Source organism: Acetatifactor aquisgranensis (assembly GCF_943193215.1).
Taxonomy (GTDB): domain Bacteria; phylum Bacillota; class Clostridia; order Lachnospirales; family Lachnospiraceae; genus Acetatifactor; species Acetatifactor aquisgranensis.
In genome coordinates, this window is the sequence record NZ_CALPDH010000059.1 from 1 (window position 1) to 14,635 (window position 14,635).

Here is a 14,635-nt window from a genome sequence, read left to right on the forward strand (position 1 = left end):
TAGGTGGTGTGTCGCTTGCTGATGACTATCTGAATCTGTTTGACTATTCCATTTAGCAAGTTAAAGCTGTATAATAGAGTCAGCGAAAAACAGGAATTGATGGAGGGCAAGATGGAACATAAGGACTTAGCAGCGAACTTTCTCATTATCCTTCAATAGCAATTTCTAAAGAAGATTTAAAATAAAGGCAATTCCGGTTTGTTGAACAGGTAGCCCATCAAAAAACTAAAAACCCGCCGCCCACCGGAATAGCCAGTTGTTGTCATATATACAAAAATAAAGTTAAAGACTTGTTAAGAATTTATATGTTATAACTCAGAATATAGAAAAATCATATTCAAGAAAAGAGGAATACACTATGTTCTGGGGAATACTGAAAAAAGATTTAAAGCGCAAAAGGACAATGAATGTGATATTGCTGGTATTTATTATACTCGCGTCGATGTTCATGTCCTCAGGCGTGAGCAACATCATCACCGTGACGACTGCGCTGGACAGTTATTTTGAAATGGCGGACGTACCCGATTACTGGGCGATGAGCGAAAACAAATCCTCAGACAAGGACATTTGCGGGACGCTTGAAAAAGCCTCCGCGATAGACGATTTCCGTATTGAGGAGTTCATCCGTGTGTCCCAGTCCAATATTACGCGGGTCGGCGAACCACTTAACGATTCCAACGCCAATCAGATATTGGTATTACAGAGCGACAGAAATATGGGGATGAATTATTTTCTGGACGATGAAAGTATTCTTAGAAGCGTGCCGAAAGGGAAAATTTACGCTACCCGTTTCATAGAGGAAAGCATGGGACTTAAGGCAGGCGACAAAATTACTGTCGAAATAGAGGGCGTATGCCACGAATTTACCTTTGCGGGCAGTTTCAGGGACGCTGTCTGCGGCACGGAATTGATGGGCATTAAAAGGTTTATCATGAACGGCGAGGAATTTGACGAATATATGTCCGATGAGACGATGAAAAATATGTACGGCGGGAAATTCTTATACATACACACCGCCAATCTTGACAAGACCCTGTCCCAGATAGCGGATATATCCGACAGCTTTACCTTTGCGAGTGGCACGGATACACTGGGTCAAGCCTATATTTTTAACATGATAATCTTGGGTCTTATCCTTGCGGTGAGCCTTATTCTTATCATCATATCCTTTGCGGTATTGCGGTTCACCATAGCCTTTACCCTCTCCGAAGAATTCCGCGAGATAGGCGTTATGAAAGCAATAGGCATACGGAACATAAAAATTCGGGGGCTGTACCTTACAAAATACTTCGCCATTTCCGTTGTCGGCGCAGCACTCGGCTTGATGCTCAGCTACCCATTCGGGAAAATGCTTATAAGTTATTCCTCGGAGTCTATTATAATAGACAGCAGCAATAACGGATTTGTAAACATTGCCTGCGCGGTTCTGACAGCGGCTGTGATTCTCCTGTTCTGTCTTGGCTGTACGGGCAGGGTGAGCAAAATGTCCCCTATCGACGCTGTAAGGAACGGGCAGACAGGGGAACGCTTCCGCAAAAAAGGCGTTATGAGCCTTGGAAGATCGCGGCTTGGCACGACGGCTTTCCTTGCCGCAAACGATATTGTAAGCAGTCCCAAACGCTACGCTGTCATTGCTTTTACGTTTTTTCTGTGTATGTCGCTGCTGATAATGCTTTCCAATGTCACGGCGTCTCTTAAAAGCGGAGAGCTGCTGAAATATTTCGGGAATGCGGACTGCCACGCCGTTACGGACATCGGTGACGAAACTATGAAATTTATGACCGTGGACGGACATGAAAAGGTTAAAAAATATCTTGAGGACATGGAGCAGACCCTTGCAGAAAACGGTATGCCCGCGGAATGTATGACGGAATATTATATTTATGCGATGATAAGATACGGCGAATATGAAAGCAAGACAGCTATACTTCAGGGTACGGGAACAACGATGGATATGTACGAATATTTAGAGGGTACTCCTCCCCAAAACAGCGGCGAAATTGCAGTGACAACCCTTTTGGCAAAAAAGCTGGGTGCGGAAATAGGTGATACCGTTACCTTGTCCTATCCGACGGGGGAAACGGCGGAGTTCATCATAACCGCTCTGTATCAGGCAATGGTCAATCAGGGCATATCCGTAAGGGTTCATACCGACTGCGATATAAACTATATCGCAGTAAGCGGCTCCCCCGGTACACAGATAAAATTTACCGACGCCCCCGACGATAAGGAAGTATTAAGCAGAATTGAAAAGATCAAAGAGCTTTATCCTAAGTTTTCAAGCGTTAAAACAGCGGGCGAAACCGTAAAGGACACCACCGGAGTCGGCGACGCCATAGACGCGGTCAAAAAAATGTCCGTCGTCCTTACGGTAATATTAGCCGCGCTTATAACCGTGCTTATGGAGCGTTCCTTTATCGCGAAGGAGCAGGCGGAGATTGCCCTTATGAAAGCCATAGGCATCAGGAACGCCAAAATATACGGACAGTACACGTTAAGATTTTTCATTGCGGTGGCGGCGGCTGTAATTCTTGCGGAGTTTTTGGGTATGCCCCTTACAAAGCTTTGCTTCGACCCTATTTTCAGAACCATGGGGCTTGAAATGGGCGTAGAATATATGCAGAACCCTGTGGAGATATACGCAGTATTCCCCGTTATCGTCCTTACCGCCACAGCCGTAAGCGCGTTTTTGACCTCTTTGTACACAAGAAAAATCAAATCCTCCGATACAGCAAGCATTGAATAATGAAAGGAAGAATCAATTATGAATATTCTCGAAGTAAAAGACCTCTGCAAAACGTATATCGCAAACAAGCGGCAGAACAACGTATTGAAAAACGTAAATTTCAAAATTGGCGAGGGAGAAATGGTCGCCGTTATGGGTCCGTCAGGCTCTGGAAAATCCACGCTGCTGTACGCAGTTTCGGGCATGGATAGTCTTACCGCAGGGGAGGTAAACTTCTGTGGAAAAAATATTGCAGAGATGGGCGAAAGAGAACTTGCAGACCTGCGCCTTGACGAAATGGGCTTTATCTTTCAGCAAATGTATATGCTGAAGAACCTCACCGTTCTGGACAACATAATCCTCCCCGCGGCACAATCAAAAAAGAACAGGTCGAGCCGCAGGCAGACCGATGAGCGCGGCAGAGCGCTTATGCGCAGGCTCGGCATTGATGAGGTGGGCGGCAACGACATCAACGAGGTGTCCGGCGGACAGCTTCAGAGAGCCTGCATCTGCCGCAGCATGATAAACAATCCCAGGATGATCTTCGCTGATGAGCCAACGGGCGCATTGAACCGTGCAAGCTCTGACGAGGTCATGAACGAGCTGCTCTCCCTCAACCGTGACGGTACGACGATTATGTGCGTGACCCACGATTCAAAGGTTGCCGCCAAGTGCAGCAGGGTGCTTTACATTGTGGACGGCGGTATCGTCGGCGAAAAAGAAATGGGACATTTTGGCGGCGGTGACAATGAGTTCCGTGACCGTGAAAGAGAACTGAATAACTGGCTTATGGAACAGGGATGGTGATACTTGGAACAATACTTGCAGGTGGTGATTTTATGACCGATATTCTGATTGTGGAGGACGATAAGGAACTGGCGGACTTGCTGACCGACTTCCTGCGTGAGGAAGGATATGTCGTATCAAGCGTGGACAGTGGAGAACGTGCCGTACATCTTTTTGAACGATATGGCGCAAGGCTTGTGGTGCTTGACATCAATCTTCCCGATATGAACGGCTTTGCGATATGTTCAAAGCTCCGGGAAAACACGGATACTCCCATATTGATTGTTAGTTCCAGGACGGGCAGGGAAGATAAGCTGAACGGCTATGAACTTGGCGCTGATGATTATATTGAAAAGCCCTATGATATAGATGTTCTGATTGCTAAAATTAAGGGTATATTCAAACGGCGGTATCAGCATGATATATTATCGGCGGATGGTGTGACGCTCAACCTTGCCGATAAAACGGCGGTCATTGACGGAAAGCCCGTGGAACTTCCCTCAAAAGAGTTTGATTTGCTGGCGCTTTTGATTGAGAATCAAGGAAAAGTTCTAAAAAAATCGTACCTGTTCGGCGCTGTCTGGGGCAGCGACAGCGATTCGGAGTTGCAAACGCTTCATGTCCATATCAACCGCATTCGCCAAAAACTCGGTGATGACCCTAAGAGTGCAAAGCGATTGCTTACTATCTGGGGCGTGGGGTATAAGTTTGTATGAAAGCTTACAAAAATCTGTGTATCGCAGTGATGACCGTATTTCTTTTACTGGCGGCGGCATTGAACATATTTCTCGTGGGATCGAAAGATAATAGTGAAGGTATTTATCGTGTTGAAGCCAGGCGGCTTGTGGGTGAGATGGCGGAGACGGGCAGTTATGACATTGAAAAATACCCCCACATTACAGGGGTGTTTACGGGTGACGACATCTACCGTTCCGATGAGCATTATCTTATCATAGAAGCGGGCGAAACGCTTTATCGCGTTGAATATACCGTCGGGAACAGACAATATGGCATTGCTGCGGTAAACTGCGTATTGGGTGCGCTGTTCCTGTTGCTGACAGGTCTTTTGTATTATATCCGCAGACATATCATCGTACCTTTCAACAGGCTGAGTGATGTTCCTAAGGAGCTTGCAAAGGGCAATCTTGCCGTGCCGATATCCGAAGAAAAAAGCCGTTTTTTCGGCGAATTCACATGGGGAGTTAACCTCTTGCGTGAGAGCATCGAAAACAGCCGCAAAAAAGAGATTACGATGCAAAAGGATAAAAAACTCCTGCTGCTCTCCCTTTCCCATGACGTAAAAACACCTTTGTCGGCTATCAAGCTGAATGCAAAGGCGCTTGCCAAGGGATTATACAAGAACGAGGAAAAACAGCGTGCCGCTGCCGAGAACATCAATACCCGCGCGGATGAGATAGAGCACTTTGTCAGTGAGCTCTCAAAGGCGGTCAGCGAGGACTTTATGAGCTTTGAGGTGGTACCCGGCGAGGAGTTTCTCAGTGTTATCATCACAAAAATAAACGCGAGATATGCTCCCCAGCTCTCCATGTCGGGAACAGAGTTTTTGATTCGCAAATATGATGACTGCATTCTTTCCTGCGATCCGAACCGCCTTGCGGAATGTTTTCAAAATCTGATTGAAAACGCAATCAAATACGGAGACGGCAGACGAATTGAAATCGGCTGTGATAAAATGGACGGCTGTGAGCTTATCACGGTGTCAAATACGGGCTGCACACTTGAAGCAAAAGAACTGCCGCAGATATTCGAGAGCTTTCATCGCGGAAACAATGCGGATAAGGCGCAGGGCAACGGGCTTGGGCTTTTTATCTGCAAACGGGTGATGTCGCTTATGGGTGGAGAGGTGTTTGCGGATATTCGCAACGGCTGCTTCTATGTGACACTGGTGGTGAAATTGGCGTAAAGTAAAGACCGCTTAGTTGAGGGGTATTCCCGACATGGTTCTTCTGTCTGCTTATGTGATGGAATCGGGTAACCGTGCTATCTTAGCCGCTTTCTCCTATGTGCCGCCAGTGAATATAAAAAACAGCGGCTTTGAATAATGAACAGCCGCTGGGCAGATATTTTTCTGATTATTAAGTTGTTCGCTTTTTGCGTCGGGCGGAAATCAAAACATACAGTGTGAACCATGTGACACAGTGGATTATGAGAATACCAATATCTTTTATCGCTGTTCCCATGTTCCCGGCAGACAGGGCCATAATGCCATCAAAAGCAGGCTGGGATGGAACGATGTTACAAATGATTGCCAGCGGCCCGCTCACCCCGATCAGGGAGCATACAATGGGCACCGCGATAAATACAAGCATGATGATTTTGATATAGACCACGCCGATCATCAAGCCCTCGGAGAGCTTGCCGATAAACAGCCCGATCAGCGCCGCTACAAAGGAAGACAGCCCGATCAGCGCAAGCATTATCCCAAAATTCTGCCAGGACAGTTGAAAGCAAATACACGCCGTTACGACAGACGATAGACTTCCAAAGAGAAATCCCACCACGACTTTCTGCATAATGTACTGGCTTGGCGTCATGGGCAAAATCTCGTTGATAAAAGCCACGCCGTCCTCTTTTTCGGAAATGATGTTCATGGCATTGAACGTACAGCCCATGAACATCGCGACAATCAGCACGGCGGGGATGAAAATGCCTTGAAAGCTTTCCAGAATGTCAGGGCGTTCCAACGTCAAAACTTTCGCCTGCTCCGTCCCTGCCCGCTGTTCATAGAGAGCTGGGAGTGCAGCCGCCGCCTGCTGAAAAATCTCCAGCTCGTCCCCGCTGATCGCAGTTTTAAGGCTGTCCGCGTCTGCTTTTACGCCAATCACATTGGTAGACGGTTCCTTGATGGCAGCGGTCAGCTCTTCCTGTGTCCCATAAGCTGTCACCGGCCCGTACCGCTCCAGCCAAGTGATTGTCTGCGGGGGCAGATTGTTTTCCAGTACGCCGAAATGCAGTTCTCCCAGGCTGGACAGGTCAATGGAACCCATAAAATTCAATGCCACGGCGACCAAAATGGGCAGCAGGAAGGTCATCAGGCAGAATTTGTCCCGCAACACGCTTTTCAGTTGATAGGTTAAACCTTTCACGCCTCACATCTCCTTTCCGATTTCCCGACGGAAGGCAAACTGCACCACCAGGAACAGCACCAGGATTGCAGCCGCAGCGCCGGCATAGTAGACCGGCGAAGTGGCCGACCCGAAATAGGCGTTTTTCAAGCCCATGTAAACATGGTAGAATGGGTGCCAGCCAATCCAGTCAAATTTCACCGATGTATTGGCGGACAAAAAAACAGGTGTTGCCGCAAAAATAGCGATAATCAGGTAGGCCAATGTGAATTGCCGAAAATCTTTCAGCAGCAGGGCGCAGAGCAAACCCAACAAGGCCATAATCAGCGACAGGATGGCCGTCTGGAGCAAGACGGCGGGCAGCAGCGCCGCTCCGTCGGCAAGTCCTGCATTCAACAGGGTGAGAAGTACCGCAAAGACAAGATCAGAGAGCAGGAACACCGCCAGCTTGGACAGGAGAAACAGGTTCTTCTGCAATGGGAGGATGGCGTGGACACGAATTACCCCCATCCCCTTTTCCCTGAACAGAACAGCGGCGATTCCCAGGAATCCCACAGCGGACAGTTCAAAAAACAGCAGTTCACAGGTGATTTCTTTCCGCGCCTTTTGTTCCGGCGTATTTGTCCCGACGATCTCCGGGGCGCTGCCGGTGGAAGGCCGCAGCAGGAACAAGGCATAGTCAGCCCGGTGGTGGTCAACGTGTTCCGCTCCCTTATAGAGTACCACCCGTACTTCCCCTGCGCTGGCATCCAGCCCCACGCCGTTAGCGTCGGAGAGCAGGGCGGTGTCCATAGCCTCCATGGACGGAACGGTCTGAACCAGAGAGGATTTTTCCGTCTGTGTCCCGGCGGGATCGTACAGATACACATTGTAGGGCGGCATCTGCATGAAGCGGATATAGCCCAGGTTCACATAGGCTGTATAGAGGGCCAGGAAACCGATAGCCATAAGGAAGAACTTACCCGATGACAGCATCTGGCAATCTTTTTTGAACAGGGCGCAAAATCCTTTTCCCATCAGGACAGCCCCCTTCCCGTATACTGGATGAACATATCCTCCAAAGTTGGCTCTTGGGAGTGGATGCTGATGATCTCGTCGTGGGCAAAGGGAATACCTGCTTCCAATTCCGGGGCCTCTATGTTTTTTGTTTCCCGCTGCCCTTGATACAGATAGTCGATTACAATCCGGTGATTGCTGTTTTTCTCTTTCAGACGCTTGGGCGTATCCAGGGCTACCAAATTCCCATTGGAGATAAAGGCCACCCGGTCGCACAGTAAATCGGCGTCTGCCATGTTATGGGTGGTGACAAAAACCGTCGTTCCCTTTTGACGCTCCTGCTCAATGATTTTTCGGAACAGTACCGCGCCGGAGGGGTCAAGGCCGCTGGTGGGTTCGTCCAGGAACAGCAGCCGGGGGTTGCTCACCAGCGCCCTCGCCATGCTCACCCGCTGGCGCATTCCCTTGGAGTAGGAGGACACCGGCTTTTTCAGAAAGTCCGGCTTAAATTCCAGCGTGTTCAGCAATTCCCCCACATCCCGCCGCTGCTCCCTGGGATAGAAGGAGGCAAAGTAGTTCAGATTATCCACGGCGCTCAAATTGGCATACAGGTAGGGAAACTCAAACAGGACGCCGATTTTCTGAAAAAATTCCTGGCCGCGGGCGGCGGAAATATCCTGTCCGAACAGGGAAACCTTACCGCCGTGGCCTTTTAATATCCCGGTGAGTATCTTTTGTGTTGTGGACTTCCCGGAGCCGTTTGGCCCCAGGAAGCCAAAAATCTCCCCATCCTCCACGGTGAAGTCCAGGCCGTGGAGAGCCTGCTTGTCTTTGCCGTAGGAGAATGTCAGGTTTTTGACCTCAATCACTCGTCGTCACCCCACTTTCCGCGCTGGCCTTTCTTCTCCTGCTGGCGCTTGCTCCACCACTTCATAAACTTGACCTTGAAAGGGATGGAGATAATCAGCGCTGCCACGATCACCAGCCACCAGTACCACGCTAAACCTAAGAACATAAAAAAACCTCCTTATTTGTGATAAGGAGAGTTTAGGGTTGCTGTGTGAAATTGGTGTGAGGCCGCTGTGAAATCCGTGTGAAATGATTCTGTGACAGGGATGGAGAAATAGAACCGTACCCCGTCCGTTTGGTTTTCCGCGCCGCAGGGTAAATCTTGCATGGACAGGATTTGCGCCACAATGGAAAGCCCCAGCCCGGAGCCGCCGTATTCCGCTCCGCTGTCCCGATAGAATTTTGTCCAGATTTTTGGCAGGTCACTTTCCGGAATGGGCCGGCCCTGATTGAAGACGGAAAAATGCAGCGTCCCATCATTCACTGTCAGTTCCAGGCGCAGAACGCCGCCGGGATACACATTTTTCTTGGCGTTGACAATCAGGTTGTCCAAAACCTGCTCCATGCGCCGCCGGTCTGTCCGCACAAAAGCCTTTTGCTCTGGCAGCTCATATTGCAGTTCAAAGTCGGTGTCCGGGGCGTCGATCAGAAGCCGCCCGGCTACCGTTTCCACCAGCTCTACAAAGTCAAACCTGGAAATGTTCAGACTTGCAGCCCCGCTTTCCAACGCTGACAAATCCAACAGGGTCACGATCAGTTCGTTCATGCGCTCCACTTCGGAAACGATCACCTGGGCGTATTTCTGCTTTTTGGCCTCGTCTGCCTCGTCCTGCAAGCCCTCGGCATAGGCCCGGATAATGCCCAGCGGGGTTTTCATTTCATGGGATAGGCTGTCCACCAGCTCTTTGCGCTCAGACAGGAGAAGCCGCTCCTTTTCCACGTCCTTTTCAAGCTGCGTGTTTGCATCCTCCAACCGTGCGAGAGCCTGCTGCAGATTTTCGGACAGAGTGTTCAGACTGGCGGACAACTCCCCAAACTCATCGGTTGAAACAAGGTCGCAGGGAGCGGAAAAATCCAGTCCTGCCATGCGCTTTGCGGAGGCGTTCAGCTTGTCGATCGGTTTCGTGATAAAGCGGTCCATAAAAAGGTCAATACCGATAATTAGCAGAAAAACAAACCCCAGCCAGATTAGAAAAGAAGCATCTTCACTGACCGGCAGGCCGGTGGAGAAGATGTAGGATAAGATCAACACAGCCCCCGCCAGCTTGGAGAGCATCAAAATCTTTTTCCGAACAGTACGGAGCGAAAATACTTCTTTCATGCCATTACCTCAAATTTATAGCCGGAGCGTATCAGCGTGACAATATGCCGGCCTTCGTCCCCCAGCTTTTGCCGCAGGGTCTTGATGTGGGTGTCCACGGTGCGGGTCGTTCCCTCGAAATCATAGCCCCAAACACGGTTCAAAAGCTGCTCCCGATTGAATATCTGCCCAGAGTTTGCCATCAGAAAGGCGAGCAATTCATATTCCTTGTGGGTCAAGGTGATCTCCTGGCCGTCCAGATAGACTTTGTGTGCGTTGGGGTGGAGCATGATTTTCCCGGCGGTGATCGCTCCGGCAGAAGCGGGGGAAGATCGGCGCAGGAGGGCGTTCACCTTTGCAAGCAGCACCTTGGGACTGAATGGTTTAGTCATGTAATCATCTGCGCCGTAGTCATAGCCTTTCAGTTTATCATCCTCCGCGCTTTTGGCGGTGAGCATGATAATGGGCATATTACTCGTTTCCCTTGCCAACTTACAGACAGAGAAGCCGTCCAGATGGGGCATTATCACATCCAAAATCATTAAATCCATAGGATGATTTTTCAGCGTAACGAGTGCATCTACACCATCATCAGCGGTAAAGCAAGTGTGTCCGCCTTTTCGCATATAGTCCGCGATAATGTCCTTCATGGCCTTTTCGTCTTCCACAATTAAAATGTTTGCCATAGGGCCTCCTGATCACTGGTTGATTTTATGTTCCCTTTCATTATAGTTTGCTTCACCTAAAAATGCAAGAGCGCCTCTTTTGCGCCATTTCCAGGGGATGCCTAAAGCAAGCAGGGCGAGTGTAGCCGCACTCGCCATTTTCGCCTTGCGAAAATGCTTGTTGGGCTTGCATCCCAAACCCGCAAGAGCATAATCAGCCATTTTGCGTTGAGTATGTCTGGCGACCCTGTGGTGTTGGAAGGGAGTTTTACTGACACGGACAACGCAATGGAGAGAATCCGGGCTTGGGGTAAACATGAGAAACGTAATGTCACTATAGAAAGCCTTGATTACATGGAATTGATCAAGAAATATAATGGCAAGCCGTATAAGGATTTAAACGAGGCAGAACATCCATGGCAATGAGAATTTTCTATGAATCAGATGCTTGTGAAAGACTCATACTGTAATGATATTTTGCATAGAAATGTACAAAAAAGAATTTCTGAAGGTATGGGGAAAGCAGGGGGCTATACCAGAGAGGAAAATAATGTACTTACAAAAGAAGATAGTAAAAATGGTTATAAAGTAAGATTGCATTTTACAGAAGATAAAGAGAATTGCTGTATGATAGAGGAATTGCAAAAGTTATTAGTTGAAACATACATAAATAATTTATTGCGCAAAGGAGAAAGATGATATGGAACCGGAGAAAAAAAGAGTGGGGTGCTTATATCGGGTAAGCACAAAGAAACAGGTAAACATAGAAGATGATATTCCTATGCAAAGGAATGCCTGTATGGAATTTATCAAAAAAAGGGAGGAGTGGGAATTAAATAAGGAATACATTGAGCCTGGGGTTTCTGGATATCATAAAGGGCTTAACGAACGCAAGGTTCTACAGGAAGTCATCAAGGATGTTGGAGAGAAAAATATTGATGTGCTTCTTGTCTTTATGTTTGACCGTTTAGGGCGCAAAGATGATGAAACCCCCTTTCTTCTAAAACGCATTGTAGAATGTGGTGTGGAAGTATGGAGTGTTTGTGAGGGGCAGCAAACTTTTGAAAATTCATCAGATAATTTGATGAATATAATAAGGTTCTGGGGAGCAAGCACAGAAAGTAAAAAAACGGCCGCAAGGGTAGACAGCGGAAGGAATTATAAAACAAAGCAAGGGAAGTTCACAGGTGGCATAGTTCCATATGGATTTACATTGATTCCAACAGGGCAGCTTGATAGGAAAGGAAGAATGATAAACGAATTTATAAAAGAGCCATTTGAAAGCGGAGTGGTACAAGATATATATAATAAACTGATAGATGAAAATATGAGTTTGAGTGGACTTACTGCGTATCTTAATGAAGATAGGAAGTTAAAAACAAGGAAGGGCAACAAGTGGAATACATCAACAGTTAGAAGCATTCTGAAAAATCCTTTATATAAAGGGTATATGTCATATGGGAAAACACGTATGAAAGAGGTGGAGAAGTCCCAAAACACAGATATTACAAAAGAGGATTTTCTGGACGTAAAGAAAAGGCAAAGGGCAGTTTCGCCGGAGGAATGGATTTTAGCTGAAAAAGCCAATCCTGATTATGTGATTGTAAGCGAAGAAAGGTGGCAACTGGCACAGGAAATACTTGCCAGAAGGTACAAAAAATATACCGACAATTTAAGGCCGATTGAGGACAGGACATGGAAAAGTCCGTTGCTGTTGGTAGGATTACTGGAGTGTGGATATTGCCATGGTAAAATATCCCCTGCGGTATCCTCACAAAAGGTACATAAAGTAAACGGTGAGATTTCAAGGTCATACACCGATTTTTATAAGTGCAACACGAGGGGGAGAAATAAAAAAATGTGTGCCGCTAAATCTTATATAAGCAGATATAAATTGGAGGCGGCAGTATTGGAGGAAGTAAATAATTTTCTTGACCGAGCGGTACAGATTGATTGTTCCGACGAGGTTATGAAAAATAAAAAGGTTCTCATGGGAGAATCACAAGCAGAGCAGGAAGGGCTGGAATGTCTGAAAAAAGAATATATTAAAACGCAAAAGAATATTGAACACTTTAAACAAGCTATATATAAGGCTATCATTGGAGAAGGTGAGTTTGACAGCAAGTATATAAATGAGGGTTTAAAGATTACGGAAGATAAGGCTACAGCGATAAAGAGAGAAATTGAACAGTTAGAGAAAAGCATTCAAGAAAAGCAACTGGCTGTGGATGAATACTTGAAAACGATAAAAATGGTGCCGGTCTGGAGGGAGGTATTTGAGGATGCGCCATTGAATGTAAAGAAAAAGTTGTTGTCAATTCTCATTGAGAATATTATAGTTACTGGTAATGAGATGGATATTCATTTTAAGATTGACATTGACAGTTTCTTGAATATATCAAGTGTTGATAACATACAAAAGAAAAATAATCAATCAATGGATTCTGATGAATCATATAGGAAAATGATTGAAGAAAAGATTATCGTAGAGAAAAAGGGATTATAACAGCTGAAAAGGCGGGGGCAGTCTTCCGCCTTTTTTGAATCGGCATATAGTTTTATTCGCATTTTGGTACACCGATTATGGCGATTGAATCTGGGGTCGTGGAGGCTTTGGGGTGGAACCAGTATGGGGGATGGAGAATCGGGATACGGAGCTTTGACGGGAAGCGGTATTATTATTACGCACATTTGAGGCAGAATTATCCTTATGCGGAAGGGCTGGAGGAGGGCAGCGTGGTGACGGCGGGGGATGTGATTGGGTATATGGGGCATACCGGGTACAGTACCACGGAGAATGTGAATAATATCAAGGTTGTGCATCTGCACTGGGGGCTGCAGCTGATATTTAATGAGTCGCAGAAGGAGGGGAATAATGAAATCTGGATTGATGTTTATCCGCTGACGCGGTTTCTGGCGAAGCATACCCAGGCAGCGGTGAAGGTGGAGGGGACGAAAGAGTGGGTGCGGACGGGGGATATTGTGGATCCGGCGGTGGAGGAGTATGAGGCGCAGGCTCCAGGGGAGGTTAGAACACCAGTGAGGGAAGATTCTCTGAAAAGGGATGAATTACCGGAAAAGCAGCCAGAAACTTCAGAAGGTCCGGAATCATAAATATCGTTTCTGCATATGATAAAAATGTAATTGCATTTTGCGCAGTTTTAAGGTAGAATGTAGTTAAAGAAGCTGTGAATCAGCGGTGGGTTGACACCTAAAATCTGATATGTTTTCCGAACGCAGGTGTCGGAGGTTGGCAGGCAACGGAAAAACCTGTTATTTTCCGGACATGGGTGCCGGAGGTTGGCAGACAACGGAAAAATCAACCATGGAAAGGGAATGTTTGGTGCTGCGGCATTGACATTCCCTTTTCAGAATACAAAATTAGTAAAGGGACATGGGGATGGACAAGAGAAGGGCAATTCAGATTATGGCGAAATCTGCCGGATTATATCATTTAAATCTTGAGGATCAAAAAGTCCTTTTTCTTTATGGGGTACCATCAGAGGTGAAAGGGCAGCTGCAAACAGAAAGAAACTTGCTGTCTGCTATAAAAACCCTAAAGTCGTGAAATAGTTACTCAAAACATATTTTGTACAGATAACCCATGGGGTATTATAGGCTGAAACCATTGATTTTACTGGATATATTGTCCTTTTAGTATTGCTTTTTATTTAAGTATATATTATAATAAGTATATACTCAAATAAAAAGGAGCATGTTATGCCAGCAAAACCATCCGGCCAGATCAAAACTTCCGTCATTAAAAAGCCTCAGAAGAATGGAGATACCTACATTCTTGAGCGCAGAACGATTTATGACCCTGAGAAAAAATACACAAAAGTGCTCAGCACCAAGCTGATTGCTAAAATTCCAAAAGGCTCTGAAATTCCAGTGCCTACCCGGCCAAAACGGGGCAAAAACTCTATTCCGGATACAAAAACGCAAATTGTAACGGCGAAAAGAGACCATATTGGAATGATGGACATCATCGGACATATAGGCTCCACATCGGGTATTGATAATGCGATATACTCTTCCACCGATCTGGCCACCGCACAGAAGGTTATATCCCTGGCCAGGTACCTCCTTGCCACTAACGGGCAGTCCTTCCCGGGCATCCTGACATGGCAGTATAACCATCCCCTTCCCTATGAAGATGGGATCACTGAGGATGTATACCATAACCTTTTTGTGCGGCTGGGGACCGATGAAAGCCTGCAGCAGAGTT

At 46.9% G+C, this 14,635-nt stretch carries 13 protein-coding genes and 2 pseudogenes; 9 read left to right on the forward strand and 6 right to left on the reverse strand.

What is annotated here, in order from left to right; genetic code table 11:
• The first annotated feature begins 358 nt into the window (after positions 1 to 358).
• From NFS35_RS27465 to NFS35_RS27480, 4 genes are read left to right on the forward strand one after another with little or no spacing between them, the layout of a single operon-like run.
• The gene (locus NFS35_RS27465) at positions 359 to 2,746 is read left to right on the forward strand and encodes an ABC transporter permease (protein WP_251210164.1); all 2,388 of its coding nucleotides are present in this window, start codon (positions 359 to 361) and stop codon (positions 2,744 to 2,746) included.
• 18 nt (positions 2,747 to 2,764) lie between these two features.
• Positions 2,765 to 3,532 (forward strand): ABC transporter ATP-binding protein, encoded by a 768-nt coding sequence (locus NFS35_RS27470; protein ID WP_251210165.1) that lies wholly within the window; start codon positions 2,765 to 2,767, stop codon positions 3,530 to 3,532.
• 32 nt (positions 3,533 to 3,564) lie between these two features.
• A complete protein-coding gene (locus NFS35_RS27475) occupies positions 3,565 to 4,227 on the forward strand; it encodes a response regulator transcription factor (RefSeq protein ID WP_251210166.1) in 663 nt (220 codons plus the stop codon).
• Complete coding sequence (locus NFS35_RS27480) at positions 4,224 to 5,435, forward strand: sensor histidine kinase (RefSeq protein ID WP_251210167.1); 1,212 nt, start codon at positions 4,224 to 4,226, stop codon at positions 5,433 to 5,435. Before NFS35_RS27475 ends, NFS35_RS27480 begins: the two co-directional genes overlap by 4 nt.
• Positions 5,436 to 5,607: 172 nt before the next feature.
• Here the strand turns inward: NFS35_RS27480 and NFS35_RS27485 are convergent, their stop codons facing one another.
• Genes NFS35_RS27485 through NFS35_RS27510 form a run of 6 tightly spaced genes read right to left on the reverse strand, consistent with a single transcriptional unit; the run spans position 5,608 to position 10,428 of the window.
• Entirely contained in the window at positions 5,608 to 6,618 is a 1,011-nt protein-coding gene (locus NFS35_RS27485) for an ABC transporter permease (protein ID WP_251210168.1), read from the reverse strand.
• Between the two features lie 3 nt (positions 6,619 to 6,621).
• A complete protein-coding gene (locus tag NFS35_RS27490; RefSeq protein WP_251210169.1) occupies positions 6,622 to 7,614 on the reverse strand; it encodes an ABC transporter permease in 993 nt (330 codons plus the stop codon).
• Entirely contained in the window at positions 7,614 to 8,462 is an 849-nt protein-coding gene (locus NFS35_RS27495) for an ABC transporter ATP-binding protein (protein WP_251210170.1), read from the reverse strand. Before NFS35_RS27495 ends, NFS35_RS27490 begins: the two co-directional genes overlap by 1 nt.
• Complete coding sequence (locus NFS35_RS27500) at positions 8,459 to 8,608, reverse strand: hypothetical protein (protein ID WP_251210171.1); 150 nt, start codon at positions 8,606 to 8,608, stop codon at positions 8,459 to 8,461. The genes NFS35_RS27495 and NFS35_RS27500 overlap by 4 nt, the downstream gene beginning before the upstream one ends.
• A gap of 12 nt (positions 8,609 to 8,620) precedes the next feature.
• Positions 8,621 to 9,763: a sensor histidine kinase gene (locus NFS35_RS27505; RefSeq protein WP_251210172.1), complete on the reverse strand. Its 1,143-nt coding sequence runs from the start codon at positions 9,761 to 9,763 to the stop codon at positions 8,621 to 8,623.
• Positions 9,760 to 10,428: a response regulator transcription factor gene (locus NFS35_RS27510; RefSeq protein ID WP_251210173.1), complete on the reverse strand. Its 669-nt coding sequence runs from the start codon at positions 10,426 to 10,428 to the stop codon at positions 9,760 to 9,762. Before NFS35_RS27510 ends, NFS35_RS27505 begins: the two co-directional genes overlap by 4 nt.
• Positions 10,429 to 10,842: 414 nt before the next feature.
• On the opposite strand from NFS35_RS27510, the gene NFS35_RS27515 reads away from it, so the two are divergent.
• The 5 genes and pseudogenes from NFS35_RS27515 to NFS35_RS27535 form a co-directional block, all read left to right on the forward strand.
• The gene (locus NFS35_RS27515) at positions 10,843 to 11,106 is read left to right on the forward strand and encodes a hypothetical protein (protein WP_251210174.1); all 264 of its coding nucleotides are present in this window, start codon (positions 10,843 to 10,845) and stop codon (positions 11,104 to 11,106) included.
• A gap of 1 nt (position 11,107) precedes the next feature.
• Positions 11,108 to 12,913, forward strand: a complete 1,806-nt coding sequence (locus NFS35_RS27520; RefSeq protein WP_251210175.1) for a recombinase family protein — start codon at positions 11,108 to 11,110, stop codon at positions 12,911 to 12,913.
• Between the two features lie 65 nt (positions 12,914 to 12,978).
• Positions 12,979 to 13,521, forward strand: a pseudogene (locus NFS35_RS27525) (M23 family metallopeptidase); the annotation flags it as partial.
• Positions 13,522 to 13,707: 186 nt separating this feature from the next.
• On the forward strand, positions 13,708 to 13,872 hold the full coding sequence (locus tag NFS35_RS27530) for a hypothetical protein (RefSeq protein ID WP_251210176.1): 165 nt from the start codon (positions 13,708 to 13,710) through the stop codon (positions 13,870 to 13,872).
• A 255-nt stretch (positions 13,873 to 14,127) separates the two neighbouring features.
• Positions 14,128 to 14,635 (forward strand): annotated as a pseudogene (locus NFS35_RS27535) (IS1634 family transposase); the annotation flags it as partial.